The sequence below is a fragment of the Pseudomonas sp. LAMO17WK12:I1 genome, assembly GCF_900177315.1.
GTDB classification, from domain to species: domain Bacteria; phylum Pseudomonadota; class Gammaproteobacteria; order Pseudomonadales; family Pseudomonadaceae; genus Aquipseudomonas; species Aquipseudomonas marginalis.
The window spans coordinates 36,326-57,023 of record NZ_FWZV01000018.1; the positions used below are offsets into that span (position 1 = coordinate 36,326).

General features: G+C 60.6%; 20 protein-coding genes. 17 read left to right on the forward strand and 3 right to left on the reverse strand.

Annotated elements, in window-relative coordinates:
- The first annotated feature begins 79 nt into the window (after positions 1-79).
- From B9N88_RS28260 to B9N88_RS32605, 9 genes are all read left to right on the forward strand, one after another.
- Positions 80-5,965 carry a two-partner secretion domain-containing protein gene (locus tag B9N88_RS28260; RefSeq protein WP_043293769.1) on the forward strand — a complete coding sequence of 1,962 codons (5,886 nt, stop codon included), beginning with the start codon at positions 80-82 and terminating at the stop codon, positions 5,963-5,965.
- The gene (locus B9N88_RS28265; RefSeq protein ID WP_027607552.1) at positions 5,962-6,486 is read left to right on the forward strand and encodes a hypothetical protein; all 525 of its coding nucleotides are present in this window, start codon (positions 5,962-5,964) and stop codon (positions 6,484-6,486) included. The genes B9N88_RS28260 and B9N88_RS28265 overlap by 4 nt, the downstream gene beginning before the upstream one ends.
- Positions 6,487-6,720: 234 nt before the next feature.
- Positions 6,721-7,047 carry a hypothetical protein gene (locus tag B9N88_RS32510; RefSeq protein WP_143491277.1) on the forward strand — a complete coding sequence of 109 codons (327 nt, stop codon included), beginning with the start codon at positions 6,721-6,723 and terminating at the stop codon, positions 7,045-7,047.
- Between the two features lie 285 nt (positions 7,048-7,332).
- The gene (locus B9N88_RS28270; protein WP_081744485.1) at positions 7,333-7,638 is read left to right on the forward strand and encodes a hypothetical protein; all 306 of its coding nucleotides are present in this window, start codon (positions 7,333-7,335) and stop codon (positions 7,636-7,638) included.
- A gap of 740 nt (positions 7,639-8,378) precedes the next feature.
- A complete protein-coding gene (locus B9N88_RS28280; protein ID WP_081744484.1) occupies positions 8,379-8,765 on the forward strand; it encodes a toxin glutamine deamidase domain-containing protein in 387 nt (128 codons plus the stop codon).
- Positions 8,765-9,040: a YrhB domain-containing protein gene (locus tag B9N88_RS28285; protein ID WP_027607551.1), complete on the forward strand. Its 276-nt coding sequence runs from the start codon at positions 8,765-8,767 to the stop codon at positions 9,038-9,040. The genes B9N88_RS28280 and B9N88_RS28285 overlap by 1 nt, the downstream gene beginning before the upstream one ends.
- A gap of 99 nt (positions 9,041-9,139) precedes the next feature.
- Entirely contained in the window at positions 9,140-9,433 is a 294-nt protein-coding gene (locus B9N88_RS28290; RefSeq protein WP_027607550.1) for a TreTu family toxin, read from the forward strand.
- Between the two features lie 46 nt (positions 9,434-9,479).
- Complete coding sequence (locus tag B9N88_RS28295; RefSeq protein WP_218188758.1) at positions 9,480-9,728, forward strand: hypothetical protein; 249 nt, start codon at positions 9,480-9,482, stop codon at positions 9,726-9,728.
- A 112-nt stretch (positions 9,729-9,840) separates the two neighbouring features.
- Entirely contained in the window at positions 9,841-10,017 is a 177-nt protein-coding gene (locus tag B9N88_RS32605; protein ID WP_155954384.1) for a hypothetical protein, read from the forward strand.
- 266 nt (positions 10,018-10,283) lie between these two features.
- Here B9N88_RS32605 and B9N88_RS28300 read toward each other — a convergent pair whose 3' ends face one another.
- Positions 10,284-10,895, reverse strand: a complete 612-nt coding sequence (locus B9N88_RS28300) for a type II secretion system protein GspJ (RefSeq protein ID WP_027607549.1) — start codon at positions 10,893-10,895, stop codon at positions 10,284-10,286.
- Complete coding sequence (gspH, locus tag B9N88_RS28305; RefSeq protein ID WP_027607548.1) at positions 10,892-11,344, reverse strand: type II secretion system minor pseudopilin GspH; 453 nt, start codon at positions 11,342-11,344, stop codon at positions 10,892-10,894. The genes B9N88_RS28300 and gspH overlap by 4 nt, the downstream gene beginning before the upstream one ends.
- A gap of 93 nt (positions 11,345-11,437) precedes the next feature.
- On the opposite strand from gspH, the gene B9N88_RS28310 reads away from it, so the two are divergent.
- Positions 11,438-11,869: a type II secretion system protein N gene (locus tag B9N88_RS28310; protein ID WP_027607547.1), complete on the forward strand. Its 432-nt coding sequence runs from the start codon at positions 11,438-11,440 to the stop codon at positions 11,867-11,869.
- Here B9N88_RS28310 and gspI read toward each other — a convergent pair.
- Positions 11,856-12,221, reverse strand: a complete 366-nt coding sequence (gspI, locus tag B9N88_RS28315) for a type II secretion system minor pseudopilin GspI (protein WP_027607546.1) — start codon at positions 12,219-12,221, stop codon at positions 11,856-11,858. The genes B9N88_RS28310 and gspI overlap by 14 nt on opposite strands.
- A 148-nt stretch (positions 12,222-12,369) precedes the next feature.
- Between gspI and gspG the strand changes: the two genes are divergently transcribed.
- The 7 genes from gspG (at position 12,370) to gspF (ending at position 20,380) form a co-directional block, all read left to right on the forward strand.
- A complete protein-coding gene (gene gspG / locus B9N88_RS28320; RefSeq protein ID WP_027607545.1) occupies positions 12,370-12,819 on the forward strand; it encodes a type II secretion system major pseudopilin GspG in 450 nt (149 codons plus the stop codon).
- Positions 12,820-12,827: 8 nt separating this feature from the next.
- A complete protein-coding gene (gene gspK, locus B9N88_RS28325) occupies positions 12,828-13,706 on the forward strand; it encodes a type II secretion system minor pseudopilin GspK (protein ID WP_027607544.1) in 879 nt (292 codons plus the stop codon).
- The gene (gene gspL / locus B9N88_RS28330) at positions 13,703-14,773 is read left to right on the forward strand and encodes a type II secretion system protein GspL (RefSeq protein WP_027607543.1); all 1,071 of its coding nucleotides are present in this window, start codon (positions 13,703-13,705) and stop codon (positions 14,771-14,773) included. The genes gspK and gspL overlap by 4 nt, the downstream gene beginning before the upstream one ends.
- On the forward strand, positions 14,766-15,278 hold the full coding sequence (gspM, locus tag B9N88_RS28335; RefSeq protein ID WP_027607542.1) for a type II secretion system protein GspM: 513 nt from the start codon (positions 14,766-14,768) through the stop codon (positions 15,276-15,278). Before gspL ends, gspM begins: the two co-directional genes overlap by 8 nt.
- Positions 15,275-17,593, forward strand: a complete 2,319-nt coding sequence (gene gspD, locus B9N88_RS28340) for a type II secretion system secretin GspD (RefSeq protein ID WP_027607541.1) — start codon at positions 15,275-15,277, stop codon at positions 17,591-17,593. Before gspM ends, gspD begins: the two co-directional genes overlap by 4 nt.
- A 157-nt stretch (positions 17,594-17,750) precedes the next feature.
- Positions 17,751-19,169, forward strand: coding sequence for a type II secretion system ATPase GspE (gene gspE, locus B9N88_RS28345; RefSeq protein ID WP_027607540.1), 1,419 nt, complete (start codon positions 17,751-17,753; stop codon positions 19,167-19,169).
- The gene (gspF, locus tag B9N88_RS28350; RefSeq protein ID WP_027607539.1) at positions 19,169-20,380 is read left to right on the forward strand and encodes a type II secretion system inner membrane protein GspF; all 1,212 of its coding nucleotides are present in this window, start codon (positions 19,169-19,171) and stop codon (positions 20,378-20,380) included. Before gspE ends, gspF begins: the two co-directional genes overlap by 1 nt.
- Positions 20,381-20,698 lie beyond the last annotated feature (318 nt).

Here is a 20,698-nt window from a genome sequence, read left to right on the forward strand (position 1 = left end):
GACTACAACGTCGGCAGCCAGGGGCTGATCCTCAACAACGCCACCCAGGCCACGCAACACACCCAGCTGGGGGGGGGGGGTGATCCTCGGCAACCCAGGCCTGCAAGGGCGACCCGCCAGCGTGATCCTCAACGAAGTCACCGGTGGCAACCGCAGCCACTTGGGGGGCTACACCGAGGTGGCCGGGCAGGCCGCGCGGGTGATCGTCGCCAATCCCCATGGCATCACCTGCAATGGCTGCGGGTTTATCAATACGCCTCGCGCGACATTGACCACCGGCAAGCCAGTGATCGAGGGCGGGCGGCTGGATCACTTTCGCGTAGAGGGCGGCGATATTGCAGTGGAGGGCGCCGGGCTCAATGCACGCAATGTCAGCCAGTTCGACCTGATTACCCGTACCGCCAAGCTGAATGCGCAGTTGCATGCCGACCACCTCACCGTCATCACCGGCCGTAACGATGTCAGCGCCGACAGTTTGCAGGCCCACGCCCATGCCGAGGATGGCCGGGACAAACCGCAACTGGCCATCGACGCCAGCGCACTCGGCGGGATGTACGCCGGGACGATTCGCCTGGTGGGCACTGAACAGGGCGTAGGCGTAAGGCTGGCGGGCGATATGGCCAGCACCGCCGGCGACATTGTGATCAACGCCAATGGCGGCCTGAGCCTGTCCCACACCACCAGCGTCGGCGCACTCACTGCCAAGGCCGAGTCGATTGACTTGCAGGGCCCGACCTTTGCGATGGGGGATGTCGACCTGCAGGCCCAGGGTGACCTGGTAGTGCGGCAAACCCTGGCCAGTGCTGGGAATGTGAGCGTTGAAGGCACCTCGGTCAGCAACCAGGGCAAGGTTGTCAGCGGCATCCTGGAAGATCGGCGTATCGCGGGCAAACAGCTGGCCATCCAGGCCCAGCGCCTGGATAACCAGGGTGAACTCAACGCCAGTGGCCACCTGGAAATCACCAGCGGCAGCCTCGATAACAACGGCCGGATCGCCGCCGGCAGCGCGAAAATCGAAGCTCGCCAGACCCTGAGAAACAACGGCCAGGTCGTCACCGTCCGCGAACTGGACATTGTCGCCCATCAGGCCGTCAACCACGCCGGGACGATTCATGCCGAAGGCGATCTGAGCCTGGTCGCCGACACTGTCGAGAACAGCGGCAAGATCGTGGGGGCGGGCAGTGAGCTGAGTATTGCGGCCGGCACGTTCACCAACGCTGGCGAACTGCTCGGCGACCACCATCTGCAACTGCAGATCGATGGCGATCTGAAGAACACCGGCCTCATCGCCGCCAAAGGCGATGCCGTCATCAGCGCATCAAACCTCACCCAAGACCACGGCCAGATCCTCAGCGGTCAAGACATCCAACTGCGCGTGCGCGATGTACTGCACAACCTCGGCGTGCTCAGTGCAGCGCGGCATCTGCAGATCAATGCCGCTCAGTTGAATAACCATGGGAGCGTCGGCAGCCAGGGCCATTTCCTGCTCACTGCCAACGTCACCAACACCGGCCTGCTGTTCAGCGGCGGCGACCTGCACGTGCGCGGCGAGCATTTCAGCAACCTCGAAGGTGATCTCTACAGCGTCGGTGATTTCAGTTTCAGCGGCACGCGCTTCAGTAACCTCTCCGGCAGCGTGGAAACCGAAGGCAACCTGCACATCAACGCCCGCGAGTTCGAAAACGCCCGCACCCACCTTGCCCTCGAACGCGAACTGGTCGGCGGCAGCATCCAGTGGGTCTGCGGCCAGCACTGCGACGGCGACGACAGCTTCAAGCGCGGCACCATCTATATCAGCGAAACCTGGCGCGAAACCGCCGCGCCCAACTCCACCCAGGCCGCGCGACTGGTGGCCGGCAAACACCTGAGTATCGACGCGCATACCCTGGAAAACCGCTACAGCCTGCTCGCCGCCAATGGCGACATGCACCTCGCCGCCCACCGTCTTATCAACCAGGGCGCGGCCTCCCAGACCGGTACTTCCAGCACCATCATCGGCACCCCCGGGCGCATCGACAAAGCCCTGTGGGACCAGATGGAGTTCCACGACCTGCCGGCCTTCAACAACGCCCCGTTCGACCCGGTGCGCTTTGCCGAACTCAAGGCGCGCTCGACAGGGGAGGGCTTCAGCAACCCCGGCACACTCACGACCTGGCGCGAGGATGGTCGCGCAGTCTATGCCGCTACCCTGCAAGCCGGCGGCAGCCTCAACCTGCAGGCCAGCGAGTACCTGCAAAACGGCACCCTGCGTGAAAACACCCTGGCGCAACTGACGGGCGAAACAGGCCACAACCCCAACGACCTCGAACTGAGCCCTGATCGCCTCAGCGAAGACCTGACCCAACCGCCGGAATTCCAACTGCCCAGCGGTGAATACGGGCTGTTTATCCCCAGCAGGAATCCGGGCAGCCCCTACCTGATTGAAACCAATCCACTCTTCACCCACCTTGCCAGCTTTCTCAGTTCCCAGTACCTGCTCGACAAGATCGGCTACAACAACGACGAAGCCTGGCGACGCCTGGGCGATGGCTACTACGAAAGCCGCCTGATCCGTGACGCCGTGCTGGCGAAGACCGGGCAACGCTTTCTCGCCGGGCTGGAGAGCGACGAGGAACAGTTCCGCTACCTGATGGACAACGGCCTCAGCGCCCGCGACAGCCTGCAACTGAGTGTCGGCGTCGGCCTCACCGCGCAGCAGGTGGCGGCCCTGACCCACGACATCGTGTGGATGGAAAAACGCCAGGTGCAGGGCGAAGACGTGCTGGTGCCGGTGCTGTACCTGGCAACGGTCGATGCCCATAACCTGCGGGGCGGCAGCCTGGTGCAAGGCCGGGATGTCAACCTGGTCAGCGGTGGCGATATCGTCAGCGTGGGCACCTTGAAAGCCTCGCAGGATCTGACCGCTATCAGCGATGGCAGCCTGCTCAATGGCGGCACGATCAGCGCCGTTGACCGCATCAGCCTGCTGGCCAGCGACAGTATCCGCAATGCGATGGCCGGTGAGATCCGTGGCAGTCACATCGATCTCACCAGCGTGAGCGGCGACATCATCAACGAACGCACCGCCCACGCCAGGCATCAGGGCGACGGCACCCTCGTCACCCATCTCGACACCGCCAGCCGGATCAGTGCCGGACAGCAACTCACGCTTAATGCCGGTCGTGACATCACCAACCGTGGTGATATCAACAGCGCTGGCGATGCCAGCCTGAGTGCGGGGCGCGACATCAACCTCATCGCCGTCACCGACACCCAACAGGTCCGCACCACGGAAAACGGCGGCCACCGCGTCACCCAACACAGCCGCACTGAACAGCTCGGCGCCAACCTCAACGCCGCCGGTAACCTGAGCCTGCACGCCGGGCGCGACATCACGCTATTGGCCAGCCAGGCCAACGCCGGCAAAGACCTGACCGTCGCCGCCGGTGGCAACCTCCACCTATTGGCCGCCGCCAACGAGACCGATCATGAGGTCAACAGCAAACGCGACGGCGCCAGGGTCCATGAGCAAACCACCCAGGTCCGCCACGTGGGCAGCCAGCTCACTGCCGGCGGCACCCTTACCGCCAGTGCGGGGCAAGACATCGTGCTGCACGCCAGCCAGGTTCGCAGCGGCAAGGATGCGTATCTGGTGGCCGGTGGGCAGTTGCAGCTGCTGAGTGCCAATGACAGCGACTACAGCCTGTATGACTACAAGAAAAAAGGCAGCTTCGGCGCACTCAAGACCCAACGCGACGAAGTCACCGACCTGCGCGCGGTGGGCAGCCAGGTCACCACTGGCGGCAACCTCAACCTGATCAGCGGCGGTGACCAGCTTTATCAAGGGGCCAGGCTGGAAAGCGCTGCGGACATCGCCATCACCAGTGGTGGAGCGGTGACCTTCGAAGCGGTGAAGGACCTGCATCAGGAGAGCCACGAGAAGACCAACAACAACGCATTCTGGGTGTCATCCAAGGGCAAGGGCAGCACTGACGAAACGCTGCGCCAGAGTCAGCTGGTTGCCGGGGGCGCCATTGCGATCAAAGCCGTCGACGGTTTGAAGATCGACATCAAGCAGGTCAACCAGCAGAGCGTCACCCAGTCCATCGATGCGATGGTCAAGGCCGACCCGCAATTGGCTTGGCTCAAGGACGCAGAGCAACGCGGGGACGTGGACTGGCGTCAGGTCAGGGAAGTCCACGACAGCTTCAAGTACAGCCACTCCGGGCTGGGCCCCGCCTCGCAAATGATCATTGCCATTGTGATGTCGGCAGTCATCGGACCCATGGCAGCGGCAGCCGCGGGGGGCGGCGTCGGCGGCGCCATGGTCGGTGCAGTAGCCACCGGCGCGTCGACCAATGCCGGCGTCAGCGTGGTCAATAACCGGGGCAATCTCGGTGCGGTTCTCAAGGATGTGACGGCGTCCGATGCCATCAAGGGCTATGGGATTTCGGCGATCACTGCGGGGCTGACGGTGGGCCATTTCGATCGATGGACCGGCACCCACACCCAGACCGACATAGGCAAAATTGTTACATCCGGCTCGCTGGGCACCTGGAGCGGTGTCGGCCAGTTCGCAGCCAACCAGGCGCTGCAGAACGGCACCTCTGTGTTGCTGAACAAAGCCCTGGGGCAGGGCGGCAGTGTCAGTGACGCGCTGAAAAATGCCTTGTTCAACACCTTGGCGGCCGCCAGCTTCAACCTGGTCGGGGATTACACGAAAAACCTCCTGGCGGACGGCTCGGCCCCGAAGGTGGTGATTCACGCCATGGTCGGTGGGTTGCTGGCAGAAGCCACCGGCGGCGACTTCAAAACCGGCGCATTGGCTGCGGCGGCGAGCGAAGCGCTGGTTGGCCACCTGGATGACTTGGTCAAGGGCAACGACAACCTGCTCACCATGAGCTCGCAGATCGTCGGCGTGCTCGCGGCTGCGGCGCAGAGCGATACGGACGCAGCCAAGCTGGAGACCGGCAGTTGGGTGGCGAAGAACGCCACGCAATACAACTACCTGTCACACAACCAACTGGAGCGAGCCGCCAAGCAGATAACGCGATGCACCGACGCCTCCTGCATCGAAGACGCGACGCGCAAATTCATAGAACTGAGCCTGCAGCAGGACATTGACGCGATAGTCAGCTGCCAGGCCGACCCCGACTCTTGCGCCGCACGCTCCATGGAAGTCGCCAACACCCAGGCGAACCTCAACGCCATCCGCGATATCGCTGACGACGCCTCGCCTGAGGCCCGGGCAGCAGTACAGAACCTCATCAACGGCAACTACGAATTCCAGGAAATGTTAGCGACCGCCACGACCGAGCACTCGGTGGGTGCGATGGTCGATTCGCTCAAGGCGAAATGGGAACTGAGCGACGCTCAGGCGCAGGACATTGCGGACAATTTGAAGATCGCGCTGGCGGTTGGGGTGGGGACTGCGGCGGGGGTGGTGGCTTATAGGCGGGCTGTGGCGGCGGGGGCAAAAGGAACTGCGAGCGGCTTGCCGTCTGGTGAAACGAAATTAGTCGATAACGGTACACCAGCGGCTGATGATGCGAGTTTTACAGCAACATCCACATCAGGATGGACGAGCATCTCGAGTGACGCTCGCGCGGTGGTCCGGGACGTCGAGTACTATTCAGGTGTGCCGATGCCCTCTAATCAGCGCACGCAACTTGCAGATGAGTTGCGTCAGGTGGATCACACTTATGTCGCGCCCAGAAGCGACTATCAAGCCTTACAGCGTGAATACAATAGCCAGCGAAATAATCTCAAGCGTGAGTGGGAGTTGAATACTGGCTTGATATGGCCGAAGACGGAGAGTGGTGTGGATTTCCAAGCGCACCATGTGATACCACAGCAGTATGGTGGACCTAACCAATGGTGGAATTTGCATCCGGTGCCGGGTGGAAGTGCTCACCAAGGTGGCGTTCATGCCCCAGCAAGTCCAACAACTACAGCATTTCCGCAGAACCCTCCGAGGCGACCATGACCATGTACGAAAAATTAGAAGCCTTCAATGCACTCGCATGCGTGCTATTAGAGCGTCTGACCCCTGTTTCTTCTGGTGACGTGAGTGGGATGCGACAGCAGTGGCCAGCAGCTCCCGATGATTACTTTACTTTTATGCAGGAGCGGGGGCATGGTGAGATAAAGGAGGACGACTGCGCGCTGTCGCTTTTGACTATTCAACCCATATTGTGTCCTGCGGCAGACTACTTTGGTGATGATGGGTTTTATAAAGACGGACCCTATGAATCGGGTGCTAAGGGCGAGGTGTGGCTGTTCGGCTGGGATAGCACCGGGACTGCTTTCGGTTTCGACAGTGGAGACAGCTGGCGATTGTTGGAAATCGACAATATGCGTTGGATAACGCGACTTGACTTGTCGTTTCGTCAGTTCGTCGAAGGGTTGTTGGTTTGTTATCCGCAGCGGCCGATAAGCTTTGCGAATGGAGTTTGGCGCGACTCGGGAGATGTTTCTTACACCCTGTCGGAGCTTCGTTGGTTGTAATGGTGGCTATGAGCTAACCGGTGACTGGGGGCGAGTAGCTATTAAGGGAGAAGCTGTAGATGTAATTGTGAAATATTAGTTGGTCAAAAAGCCATGGATGGAACAGTTCTTCTAAAGTTTGCATGGAGTCGACTTCTAGGAGGTGGCGAAAAATTAATATACTCCTCGAAAAAGATTGCGTTCATTAAAGGTAGACGAGGCCTGATCCCAAGTGGTCCTAAGACGTTAATTACCATGGATAAAGAGTTTAGGATAACTCTTGTTTCGCCAGAGTTTAAGGCGTGTGCCGAATGCTATGTAAAATTAATGATATGTCCTGGGGGTATGAGTCTGGAAGAAATCACTCGTCTTATGACGGTTGTGCTGACTCCAATTGATGTTGCGGGGAGTAGTGTTGCTAATAGTCGTGGAGTAACAAGGAGAGTGAAAGAATCAGGTTGGTTTCTATCTACTGAGGGATATTTTCTTTCAAAAGATATTAGGGAGCATGTTGATTGGTTGGTAAAAAATCACTACCCATCGAGAATAGTTAAGACTGATTCAGCAGTGGAATGGCGTTAAGGTTACATTAAGGTGTGTCTGGTTTTTCTCGCTGGACCATAGTAGTCCCGTCCTCTGACCGGAGTAAATGAGGGCTTTGGCGGATTTGGATTTAGAATGTTCTTTTGATATTTATTCTGTCGGTGACTAGTTTTTGAAGTGAATTGCAAAGCCATGATTTGTTGTTTGTCGCGGGGCTGGCCCTGAGTGACCAATTTTCACGAAAATAGCCCGGCAGTATTCTAGTATGACTTGAGAAGTACAAAAATCTCGAGTATTTGTTCTCACTAATAATTGGAATAATAAATGAATGATAGTGCTAAATTAGAATGCTGGAATTTTCAGGTGTTAATGCTTAGTCAAGCATTGTTGGGTGGGATAACTCCAAATTTCCGGATGGTGGTTTTATCCCGTGAAAGTGGTGTTTGGCTGATTAAGTTTTATCTTGAAAAGCATATTGCGGATGATATTTCTGAGATAGAGGATCTCATGTGTCAATACACTGCATATCAAGGGGTGAGTCTGAAGTGCAGGTCGGAAATTTTCGTTGGGAGTGAAAGTCTACCTAATATGTCTGGGGTTGATAGGGCCGTTTACCGTCGCAAAGAATGATTTCGCAAGGTCAAGGGAGTATCTATTTAGTGTGGGCGTCGAAAGTAATTTCGACTCGAGCCTTTCACTGGGAAAATAATTTGGTAAAAACGTCCTATAACGACATCTGAAAAATATTGCGCAGCAAATTTTACCGATAAGGCAGGCAGTTTGATAACAGCTTTCCCAGCTAAGGCAGCGAACTAATGCCATCTCTCCCAGTGTATGTATGGCGTGAACTTCGATTGGCTATGACGCTGCTGGATGAGAATTCATCTTTAAGGGAGGTTTTTGTGGTGGTTCTTTCGTGGATTAGGGGGGACTACAAATGCTTCACGGTTGAGCCGTTTTCGACCTATAGGTTTGATGAGTTTTCGCACATTGATGAGAATTTAATGCCGGTTGAATTTTCATCATTTCTACTTAGCGATATAGCTCATTTGAAGAAGGTAATTTTTGGGTGTCAAGCTAATGAGACAGAGGCTATTGCGAGATTTCTACGTGACACCTGGAACAGTTGATAACTGTTGAGGTCGATAGGAAATGCCCTAGGTGTCTATCCGACGGGATGCGAATTTTTATCGGTAGATATAACGGGTTGCTTGCTTTCCAGTGTAACGTCTGTGGTCATTCCACTTACTCAGATAGTTCTAAGGTGGGTAGTGGAGAGTTGGAGTTTGTGAACGAGAAAAAACTACGAGAACTCAACATGATTTAATGGTGAAAAAGCGGCAGGGGTTGCGGACGAAACTGCCGGTTCAATAAGGAATGTCAATCCAGGTTATCCAGGCGCTGGGCGAACTCATAACTGCGTTAATTGTTCAATTGCTACTGATGCTACACTGGCAGGTAATCCAGCATCTGCATTGCCGATAAATTCCACCAAGGGTGTTCCGTTGACCGTGCTGGAGAAGCAATATGGAGCTAAGTTTAGCGGTGTGTCTTCACCCGAAACCATCACCCAGCACATGATTGGTGGCGGGGACGGCGCACGTGGGATTGTGTTTGACTCCTATGGTCCAGGTCAGCCAAGCCATGTATTCAACGTGGTTGATCAGAATGGGGCTATTCGCTATCTCGATGGGCAGACTGGAAAGCCGGCAAATATGAGTGATTTTAAGACATTGCAGCTACTGAGAGCTAACTAATGATTACCTACGAATACGCTTTGGAAAGAGCTCAGGAATATTTGAAAGACTCTGAGATTGCTTTGCAGCTAACACATGAGGGCGAGTTCTCTGAGGGATGGTTTTTTTGCTATCAATCTAAAGAGTATTTGGAGACAGGGAGTCTGTCGGCTCAACTGGCTGGAAACGGACCATTCCTGATTGATAAGGAAACTGGAGAGCTTCATATTTTAGGGACCGCCAAGCCGCTGAAAGAATATCTTGATCACTATGTAATCAGTAAGTCAAAGAAATAAGATTGGTTTTTCGGTGCAAAAGCGACAGTCAGTTCTCCGTTAAAACTTGGCGAAACCAAGGTAATCAACGATGTCAGCACGACTCGTGTAGGAAGGTGGATGTCTCCTGATGAGCGGGTGCAGATGCAAAATACAAATAAAGTGGTGCAAGGCGCTGGAGTACAAACCTTTATTTCGACTAATGGCATCTCCGACTTTAAAGAAGCTGCACCCAGAGGCTCTGTCTATGTTGAGTTTGATTTTCCAGCTAACAGCTTGCTTCAGGGCGGGAAAGATGGCTGGTTTAAAATGATTGGCCCTGATGAAGGTAAGTCTCAGCAGTTCTTGCTTAATAAACAGGGCGGCGAGCATCTTCCGACGGTCAAGAACATTGAAAATCTAGATAAGAAGTGAGAAGTCTTATGATGGCTCCTGGTTTAATGAAAGCGTAAAACCACTTTTGAAGGGGTTTTCTCTAGAGTGCTCATTATTTGCTGATGGGGATTTTGGTGACCTTGAAAGGATAGAGCTGGAAGGTTTTAACAAGCTAGGAACTGTCGAATTTTGGTCTAAAGGTTGGGTGGGTATTGATATATATGACTGTGCTCTTGATGAGCAGGTTATGAATGTGTTGCTTTCTCCAGAAGAGGAAGAATCTGTTTCTCAGGCATTTGAGAGTTTTGTAAGGATATTGACGCAAGATAGTTGATGGTGCAAAAGGCGCAGTAACGGCTCTAGAGACAACCAGTCCTGTTGTCGTGACTGGGAAGTGCGCAATTGATAAGGTACAAAGTTACGAGGGGGCTCTTCGAGACGTATAGATGGCCCGTCTGTTTCACGCTGTCATATATCACGGTGATATTGACGGCTGGAGAAAGGATATTAAAGCCGGTGCCGAAGGCCTCGGGTTGCTGCTGGCTCGAATCGAAGGTAATCAATTTGTTATTACCGATGGTCGCTCCATTCCTCTTTCAGAGTGCAAAATAGAGTTCTCTTAAACTTGCTCCATTGACACCGACCTTGCGCCGGTGTTTTTGCACCCTACCTGCACACTTTCTGCAGTTAAGTGGGGGGTAAACGGGGTCTGACCGAGTGATCTCCAGATCACCCAACAGGTGTTCCAACGCTAATCTCAGAGACAAAGTTGACTCAAGGCGCAGGAAGATATAACTATGTCGTTCTTCAGGATGGTCAGTTAGTGAACCGACTGCTCTGCAATGGCTTGCGCTCGACAACTAGCATGAGAAGCGCGAGTGGGGGACGGCTATCTCAGTGGCCCCACCACCTGCCGATACTTCTCCACCCCCTGCGGCGTCTCCCGCACCAAACTGATCTCCAGCCCCAATGGATCCTCACGCCGATTCCCGCTCAACTGCCGCCAGCCCTTATCCGCCTCCCACACCCGCACCTGCAGGTCACGGACCCCGCTCAACACCACCACCCCATCTTTCGCCGCCGGCAGCGGATAGCGATCCCGCGCGGGTGCGGCAGCGCGATACAAACTGTCGCCCTTGAGCCACCAGCGCACCCGTTGCAGGCCATCGCCGGCGACGGGTGCGCTGCGAATGATGTCCAGCCGAAAGCCTTTGCTGTCGGAACTGCGCACGGTGATCGCCGCCAGTCCATCGAGCTTTTCTGCACTGTTCTTTGAGGGCTCCGGGGCGTTCAGTTCGACGCTGGCGCGCAGGCTGATGTCGCGCTGCAGTTGGTTGAGGGTGCGCAGCAGCACTTCGGTCTGTTCGCTGCTTGCCTGCAGGTGCTGGTCGGCGCGGGTGACGCTGTCCAGGCCGCGCCAGGCGATTACGCTGACCACGGCCATAAGCATGATCGCGACCATCACTTCGATCAGGGTGAAGCCTTGTTCGGAGCGCTTCATGGCTGGCTCACCACGCGCATCAAGCCGGCGGTGTCGCGTTGCAGGCTGAGGCTGTGTTGGCCGTCGGACAGTACTATGCGCACGGGTGGGTTGATCCATTCGGCGTCGAGCACCAGGGTTTGCCGGGGTTCGATATTGATGTGCATCGGTGTGCTTTCCCACAGGCGCGGGCGCAGTTGGGTGTCGCCCTGGAACGCTTCGACGCCGCTGCCATCGTCGGTACGGCGGTTGAAGCGAAAGCCCTTGGCGTCGGCGCGCCAGGTGATCGGGCGGCCGTCCGCGCGGGCTTCGGCCTGGGCCACTTGCAGCAGTTGGCTCAGGCGCTCGGCGTCCTTGCGCAGCAGGTGCAGCGGGTCGGGCTTGATGGTCAGGCTGATGGCGGCGCTGGCGATGCCGATGATCACCAGCACCACCATCAACTCGATCAGGGTGAAGCCTTGCTGTTTCATCGGTAGGCCCCTCGAAAGCTGGTGAGCTTGTGAAATAAAAACGTGCGAATTGGCCTGTAGGCTGGTGCCATGGACAAACAGGAGGTCCTTCCCATGGCATTCACCCTGCGTTTCTCACCGGCCCACGGTGTGCAGATCGTGGCGTTGCTGGCGGCATTGGCCGGTGTGGCGGTCTGGACGCCGCTGCTGCTGACGTCCGCCGAGTCCCATACGCCCCAGGCCGCGCCCCAGGTGCTGGCGGCGCGCAGCGATAACCCGGCGCTGCAATGGTTTTCCAATGCGCCGGCGGCGTTGCAGGTCAAGGTCTCTGGGGTGCTGGCCGGGGCGCGAGGTGCGGTGGCGATCCTCAGTCTCAACGACGGCCCGCCGCGCAGTTTCCTGCTGGGCGAGCGCCTCAGCCCGGGCGTGCGGCTCACGGCCATCGAAGGCGACGGGGTCGAGATCGAGCGCGGCGGCGAGAAGCTGCGCGTCAACCTCGACAAGTTGCCCGATGGGCCGGCCTTGCCGCGGCTCACTCGGCCCTGACCTGTGTCTCCACGCGGGCCAGCGGCGGCGCCTCGCGGCTGGCGTCGAGCACCTGCACGTTGACTTGAAACAGGCGGCCATCGCGACTGATGGTCTGCTCGCACCGCAGTTTCAAGCGCCCCTGGTCACAGCTGAAGGTCTTTGTGCCGTCGCGCAAATGCCCCTCCAGGCGCAACTCCGCCAGGCGACTCTGCGCCGCCAGCAACCCCATGGATTTGTCCCGCAGCAGGCCGTTGCCCTGGGTCATCAACCCGGCCACGCGGATGGCGGCGGCCATCGCCACAGCGATAATCGCCAGCGCCACCAGCACCTCGATCAGGGTAAAACCTTGCTCCTTGCGACGGCCGTACATGGCGTTCTCAAAGCCGGGAAACAGGCCCGCAGACTAGCGCCGGCAGTTGACCGATTGGCGACCGAAACTCCCGAGGATTTTCAATACGACTGACATGTGTTCTTGCAACACTGCGCCACGAAATGTACCCAAGCCAAGGAATGTCGAGATGGATATCGCGCGCCTAACATCCCCATTGCCAGGCCCTCGCGGCCAGCGTGGCTTCACCTTGATCGAGATCATGGTGGTGGTGGTCATCCTCGGGATCCTCGCGGCGATGGTGGTGCCCAAGGTCCTCGATCGCCCGGACCAGGCGCGGGCCACCGCCGCGAAACAGGACATCGGCGGGTTGATGCAGGCGTTGAAGCTGTATCGCCTCGATCACGGCACCTACCCGAGCATGAACCAGGGCCTGAAAGTGCTGGTGGAGCGCCCGGCGGATGCCAAGAACAATAACTGGCGCGCCTACCTCGATCGTTTGCCCAACGACCCCTGGGGCCACCCTTACCACTACCTCAATCCGGGCGCCAACGGTGAGGTCGATGTGTTCTCCCTGGGCGCCGATGGCCAACCGGATGGCGATGGCGTCAATGCCGATATCGGCTCCTGGCAGTTGTAAGGCGCGCCATGAAAGGGTATTCGCCCCCAGCGGCGAAGCAGCGCGGCATGGCGATTATCAGTGCCTTGCTGATCGCGGCGGTGGTGGCGGTGATCGCCGGCGGCATGCTCACGCGCCAGACCGTATTCACCCGCAGCCTGGAAGCCGAACAGTCGCGCGTGCAGGGCCAATGGCTGTTGCTCGGTGGCCTTGAACGCAGCCGGCAGATGCTCTGGGAGGCGCGCCAGAAGGACGTGCTGACCCGCCTTGACCAGCCCTGGGCGCGGGCCCAGGCCGGCGTGTTCGAGGGGCGGATCGACGATGAACAGGGCAAGTTCAACCTGCGCAACCTGGTTAACCGCCAACAGCCCGACGCCGAGCAATTGCAGAGCTTCGAGCGCCTGTGCCGCACCCTGGGCGTGGCCCCGGCCGTGAGCCGGCGCATCAGCCAGCGGGTGATTGCCTCCTACGAACAGAACGGGCAGCCCGCCAAATACCCGATGCTGCGCAGCCTCGACGACCTCAGTGGCCTCGAAGGCCTGACCCCGGAGGTGTTGCAGCGCCTGCAGGCGTACGTCAGCGTGCTGCCCGGTAATACCTGGGTCAACGGCAACACCGCCAGCGCCGAAGTGCTCAGCGCGGTGGTGCCGCAGCTCAGCCTGTCCCAGGCCCACGGGCTGGTGGCCGAGCGCGACAACGGGCATTGGTTTATCAACCGTGGGGATTTCGTCAACCGTCTGCACTTGCCCCAGGTGGAGTTGGAAGCGGTGCAAGTGGGCATCACCAGCGAGTGGTTTCGCCTGCAGGGCCAGGCGCGCCGCGAGCGCCGGCGGGTGACGATCGACGCGTTGCTGCACCGCCCCGAAGACCGTGAGCCCAGGGTGATCTGGTCGCGGGTGGGCGTATGAAACGCCTGCGCATTGCCTTGCCGCCGCTGGATCAGGTCTGTGCTGAAAGCCAGGTGAAGTTTGCCTGGCTCGAGCGTGGCGTGGTGGTGGCCGAGGGGCAGGAAAGCCTGGCGCAACTGGGCAAGCGCCGGCAGGCGGTGGACTGCTTTCTGCACCCGCGTGACAGCCTGCTCACCAGCCTGGAGCTGCCGCCATTGCCCGCAGCAAAGAACCAGGCGGCGGTGGCCTGTGCGGCCCAGGCGCTGATCCTCGGGCCGGTGGAACAGATGCACGTGGCCCACGGCCCGCGCGAAAGCGATGGGCGCGTGCAGGTGGGCTGGGTGCCCAAGGCCGGGCTGGAACGGCTGGGCCAGGTCTTGACCCAGGTGCAGCTCAAGCTGCGCGGCCTGTACCCGGCGCCCTATGCCTTGCCGGTGGGGGCGGCGGCGTTGGACGACGGCTATCTGTTGACCCGCGACAGCCTGCAGCAGGGCGCTGTGCACCCGCTGGGGTTGCAGGCGCTCGACGTGCCGCTGGTGGCGGAGGCGCAGCGTTGGAGCGGCGCGGTGCCTGGCTGGGGCTTGCACGCTCGCCTCGGTCAAGCCTCCGGCGCCGGATGGGGCAGGGCGCTGGCCTGTGTGGCGCTGGCCGCTGCCATCTGGACCGTCGGCCTCAACCTGTATGCCGCGCGCCAGGTCGACGAAGGCCAACGGCTCAAGGCGTTGATGAACCAACAGGTGCGCCAGGCGTTTCCTGAATTACCCGTGGTGCTCAACCCCTTGCAGCAGGCCCGTCAACAGTTGGCCGCACGTCAGAGCGGCGCGGCTGCCGATTCGGGCCAACGCTTCAGCAGCCTGCTGCAACTGGCAGGCAGCAACCTGCCCTTTATGGTGGGCAGCGTCGACAACCTCAATTTTGAACAGGGCACCTTGCACCTGGCGTTACTCGCCGACAGCCGCAACCCGGCGGCCGAGGGCGAGTGGCAGGCCGCGTTGGCCCAGGCCGGTTTTGCCGCCACGCGCGATGAGCAGGGCTGGAGCATCGGCCCGGCGCCGGCCACGGAAAAAACGGAGGCCGGCGATGAATAGGTGGCTGCGCCTGCGCACTCAGGCCCAGGTGTTCTGGAGCGGCCTGGCCCTGCGCGAGAAACGCCTGCTGATCGGCGCCGGGCTGGTGTTGGCAAGCCTGCTGACCTGGCTGGTGCTGGTGCAGCCGGCGTTGAAAAAGATCGACTACTGGCAGGCCGAAACCCCCAGGCTGCGCGCCCAGGCCGAAGCCTTGCAGGGGCTGTTGCAGGACGTCGCCGCGCCGCGCCAGGCCGACGAAGCCGCGTTGCGCCAGGCCCTGGACAGTGCCGGCCTGCAAGGGCATTACCAGGTGCAGGCGCTGGAGGCCGGCGGTTGGCGCCTGACCTTCGACAACGCCCCGGCCGACGCCGTGGTGGGCTGGCTGCTGGGCAATCCCCGTTCATTTTCCCTGGAGGTGTCCGAGGCGCGTTTGCAACGTGCTGCGGATGCCGTCGATAACTCGGCCGGCACTGTGTCCGGGACCGTTCGCATGGATCAGGCGCCTGGCGCTAAGGAAGCTTCATGAAGTGGTCAGTCCTCCCTTTTCGCAAGGCCGCGCCGTTGCTGTTGCTGGCCTTGAGTGCGTGCAGCAGCCCGTCAACCACGCCGTTATTGGTGGACAGTGAGCTTGGCCAACCCCTGGCCGATACCCGTCGCAGCGGCGATACCCTGCTGGATCGCCAGCGCGACGAAGCGCCGAAACCGCGGGTCCAGCACCCGGTGACCAACAGCGTCCGTGGCCAGGCCCCGGCGCCGGTCAAGGCGCGCAACCCGCTGGGTGACCAGCCGGTGCAGCTCAACTTCGTCGATGCCGATATCCAGGCGGTGGTGCGCGCGCTGTCCCGTGCCACCGGCCAGCAGTTCCTGGTGGACCCGCGGGTAAAAGGCAAGCTCACCCTGGTCAGCGAAGGCCAGGTGCCGGCCCATCAGGCCTACGACATGCTGCTGGCGGCGCTGCGCATGCAGGGCTTCAGCGTGGTGGATGTGGGCGGCGTGGCCCAGGTGGTGCCGGAGGCCGATGCCAAGTTGCTCGGCGGGCCGATCTACAGTGCCGGCAGCAGTGGCATGCAGACGCGCACCTTCCGCCTGCAATACGAAAATGCGGTGAACCTGATCCCGGTGCTGCGCCCCATCGTGTCGCCGAACAACCCGATCAACGCCTACCCCGGCAACAACAGCATCGTCATCACCGACTATGCGGAAAACCTCGCTCGGGTCGCCCAGATCATCAGCGGCATCGACACCCCCAGCGCCATCGACACCGATGTGGTGCAGATTCAGAACGGCATTGCCGTGGACATCGCCGCCATGGTTTCCGAGCTGCTGGAAACCCAGGGCGCCGACCAGACCCAGAAGATCAATGTGGTCGGCGACCCGCGCTCCAATTCGATCATCATCCGTTCCGGCAGCCCCGAGCGTACGGAGCTGGCGCGCAACCTCATCTACAAGCTCGACAATGCCCAGAGCAACCCCAGCAATATGCACGTGGTGTACCTGCGCAACGCCCAGGCCGCCAAGCTGGCCCAGTCGCTACGCGGGCTGCTCACCGGCGAGAGCGATTCCGGGGTGAGCGACGATGGGCGTGGCAAGCTCAGCGCCATGGGCGGCAATGGCAATAGCAGCCAGGGCACGAGTAATGCCCAGAACAGCAGCGGCACGCCCACCGGCAGTGGCGTGCAGTCGGGCTACGGGCAAGCCACCGGTTCCAGCACCAGCACCAGCAGCGGCAATACCGCCAACGAGCAGGACACCGCGTTCAGCGCCGGCGGGGTGACCATCCAGGCCGACGCCACCACCAACACCCTGCTGATCTCCGCGCCGGACCCGTTGTACCGCAACCTGCGGGAAGTGATCGACATGCTCGACCAGCGCCGCGCCCAGGTGGTGATCGAAAGCCTGATCGTGGAAGTGGGCGAGGACGATGCCACCGAGTTCGGTGTGCAATGGCAGGCCGGCAACCTGGCGGGCAAAGGTGGCTTCGGTGGCGTTAACCTGGGTGGCAGCGGTGTCGTGGGCACGCCCGCCAGCCCCACCAGCATCGACGTACTGCCCAAGGGCCTGAATATCGGCGTGGTCAACGGCACCGTGGATATTCCGGGGATCGGCAAGGTGCTCGACCTCAAGGTCCTGGCCCGTGCCTTGAAGAGCAAGGGCGGCACCAACGTGCTGTCCACGCCGAACCTGCTGACCCTGGACAACGAAGCGGCGAGCATTTTCGTCGGGCAGACCATTCCATTCGTCACCGGCAGTTATGTGACCGGTGGCGGCGGTACCAGCAATAACCCGTTCCAGACCGTGCAGCGCGAAGAGGTGGGGCTCAAGCTGAATGTACGCCCGCAGATCTCCGAGGGCGGCACGGTGAAGCTGGATATCTACCAGGAGGTCAGCACCGTGGACACACGGGCATCGGTGTCGGCGGGCACGGTGACCAACAAGCGCGCGATCGATACCAGCATCCTGTTGGACGATGGGCAGATCATGGTGCTGGGCGGGCTGTTGCAGGACGGCTACAGCCAGAGCAATGACGCGGTGCCGTGGCTCTCGGATATTCCGGGGTTGGGGGCGTTGTTTCGCAACGAGAAGCGCAGTGTGAGCAAGACCAACCTGATGGTGTTTTTGCGGCCTTACATTATTCGCGACAGTGGCGCGGGGCGCAGCATTACCTTGAACCGCTATGAATTCATGCGTCGTGCCCAGGGTGGGTTGCAACCGGAGCACAGCTGGGCGATGCCGGATGTGCAGGCGCCGCAATTGCCGGCGGTGGAGAAGGCGATTCCGGGCGGGCAGCAGCAGGGGCCGAGGGCGGTGATTCGCGCGGTGCCTGTAGGTGCACGACCATGAGCCTGCTGTACGCAGGACCAAATGTGGGAGGGGCGGTGCGACGATTCGACTTGCCCCCGATGAGGGTGTGTCAGCCACAGATGTACAACCTGACCCACCGCTATCGGGGGCAAGCCCCCTCCCACATTTGGACCGCGCTCGGTCAGGAAGATGTCTTGTGAGCCTTCTCCCTTACGCCTGGGCCAAATCCCAACGCATCCTCCTGCGTCCCGGCGCCGACGGCATGCTGCTCACCGTCTGCCCCTCAACCCCCGGCTGGTCGATCAGCGAAGTACGGCGCCAGTTCGGCCAGGCCCACCTCGAGCAGGTACGCGACGACGAACTCGACGGCCTCCTCGCCAGTGCTTATGCCGATACGGGCAGCGCCGCCGCCGTGGTGGGCGCGGCAGAGAACGAGGTCGACCTCGACCGCCTGATGCAGGACATGCCCGAGATCACCGATCTGCTCGACACCCAGGACGGCGCGCCGGTGATCCGCATGATCAACGCCTTGCTCACCCAGGCGGCGCGGGACGAGGCCAGTGATATCCATATCGAGCCCTATGAAACCCACTCCGTGGTGCGCTACCGCGTCGACGGCACGTTGCGGGATGTGGTGTCGCCGCGCAAGGCGCTGCATGGCGCACTGGTGTCGCGGATCAAGATCATGGCCCAGCTCGACATCGCCGAAAAACGCCTGCCCCAGGACGGTCGTATCGCCTTGCGCGTGGCGGGTCGGCCGATTGATATTCGTGTGTCGACCGTGCCCACCGGGCATGGCGAACGGGTGGTGATGCGCTTGCTCGACAAGCAGGCCGGGCGGCTGCAACTGGAGACCCTGGGCATGGAGCCGCAGCTGCTGGCGCGCCTCGACACCTTGATCCGCCAGCCCCATGGCATCGTGCTGGTCACCGGGCCTACGGGCAGCGGCAAGACCACCAGCCTGTACGCCGCGCTGGCGCGGCTGGATGCGAGCACCAGCAATATCCTCACCGTGGAGGACCCGGTGGAATACGACCTGCCGGGCATCAGCCAGATCCAGGTCAACGCCAAGATCGACATGACCTTCGGCCTGGCGCTGCGAGCGATCCTGCGTCAGGACCCGGACATCATCATGATCGGTGAAATCCGCGATTTGGAGACCGCCCAAATCGCGGTGCAGGCCTCGCTCACCGGACATTTGGTACTCGCTACATTGCACACCAACGATGCGGTGTCGGCGGTCAACCGCCTGATCGACATGGGCGTCGAGCCGTTCCTGCTGGCCTCGTCACTGCTGGGGGTCTTGGCGCAACGCCTGGTCCGCCGCCTGTGCCCGCATTGCAAGCAGGAAGACCCGGCCGCGCCCGGCACCTGGCGCCCGGTGGGCTGCGCGCAGTGCAACCAGATCGGCTACAGCGGACGTACCGGTATCCATGAATTGTTTTGCGTCGACGACGAGGTGCGCAGCCTGATCCACCAGGGCGCCGGCGAGCAGGATCTGCGCGTGGCGGCACGCCGTGCGGGGATGTTCAGCATGCGTGAAGACGGCGAGCGCTGGGTGCGCAGCGGCGCCACCGCACCGGAAGAAATCCTGCGCGTGACCCGGGACGCCTGATGAATCGCTACCGCTATGAAGCCGCCGATGCCAGCGGCAAAGTCGAGGCCGGGCACCTGGAGGCCGACAGCCAGAGCGGGGCGTTTGCCGTGCTGCGCAGCCGTGGCCTGACCGCGCTGCTGGTGCAGGTCGAGGGCGGCCAGCAAAGCGCCGCCGGCAGCAGCCTGTTCAGCGCCAAGCTGTCGGATAACGACCTGGCCTGGGCCACGCGGCAACTGGCGAGCCTGCTCGGCGCCAGCCTGCCCCTGGAGGCGGCATTAAGCGCCACGGTGGAACAGGCGGAGAAAAAACACATCGCCCAGACCCTGGCCGCCGTGCGTGCCGATGTACGCGGCGGCATGCGGTTGGCGGATGCGTTGGCCGCGCGACCACGGGACTTTCCGTCGATCTACCGCGCACTGATCGCGGCGGGGGAGGAGTCCGGTGACCTGGCCCAGGTGATGGAACGCCTGGCCGACTACATCGAGGAACGCAACAACCTGCGCGGCAAGATCCTCACCGCGTTTATCTACCCCGGTGTGGTCGGGCTGGTGTCCATCGGTATCGTGATTTTTTTGCTCAGCTACGTGGTGCCCCAGGTGGTCAGCGCGTTTTCCCAGGCGCGCCAGGACTTGCCCGGGCTGACATTGGCGATGCTCAACGCCAGCGACTTTATCCGCGCCTGGGGCTGGCTGTGTTTCGGCGGGATTGTCGGTGGGTTCTGGGGCTGGCGCCTGTACCTGCGCAACCCGGTGGCGCGCTTGAACTGGCACAGCCGCGTGCTACGCCTGCCGCTGATCGGGCGTTTTGTGCTGGGCCTGAACACCGCGCGCTTTGCCTCGACCCTGGCGATCCTCGGCGGTGCCGGCGTGCCGTTGCTGCGAGCCCTGGAAGCGGCGCGGCAAACCCTGTCCAACGAGCGCCTGAGCCAGTGCGTCAACGATGCCACGGCCAAGGTGCGTGAGGGCGTCAACCTGGCCCCGGCACTGGCGGTGGAAAAAGTCTTCCCGCCGGTGCTGATCCACCTGATCGCCAGCGGCGAAAAAACCGGCTCGCTGCCACCGATGCTGGAGCGGGCGGCGCAGACCTTGTCGCGAGATATCGAACGGCGGGCCATGGGCATGACCGCGTTGCTGGAGCCACTGATGATCGTGGTGATGGGCGCGGTGGTGCTGGTGATCGTGATGGCGGTGCTGTTGCCGATCATCGAGATCAACCAACTCGTTACCTGAATGCATGCGGTTAAAAAATGTGGGAGGGGCGGTGCGACGATTCGACTTGCTCCCGATAGCGGTGGGTCAGTCACCTCAGTTATTGCTGACATACCGCAATCGGGGGCAAGCCCCCTCCCACATTGAACCCTGTCTGTTCAGTTGATTTTGGGGCAGGCCGATATCGCCGGCTCCCAACCTCGGGTTCCTCATTCCGTCACATCCAGGCCCCGCGCCACAGCCCGCGCCGCCTTGGCGAAACCCCCGCTGAAACCTCGCTGTCACCTGCCGCCAAACCGCTCACAATCATGACCAAAACACCCGAGAATCTTTTTAAAA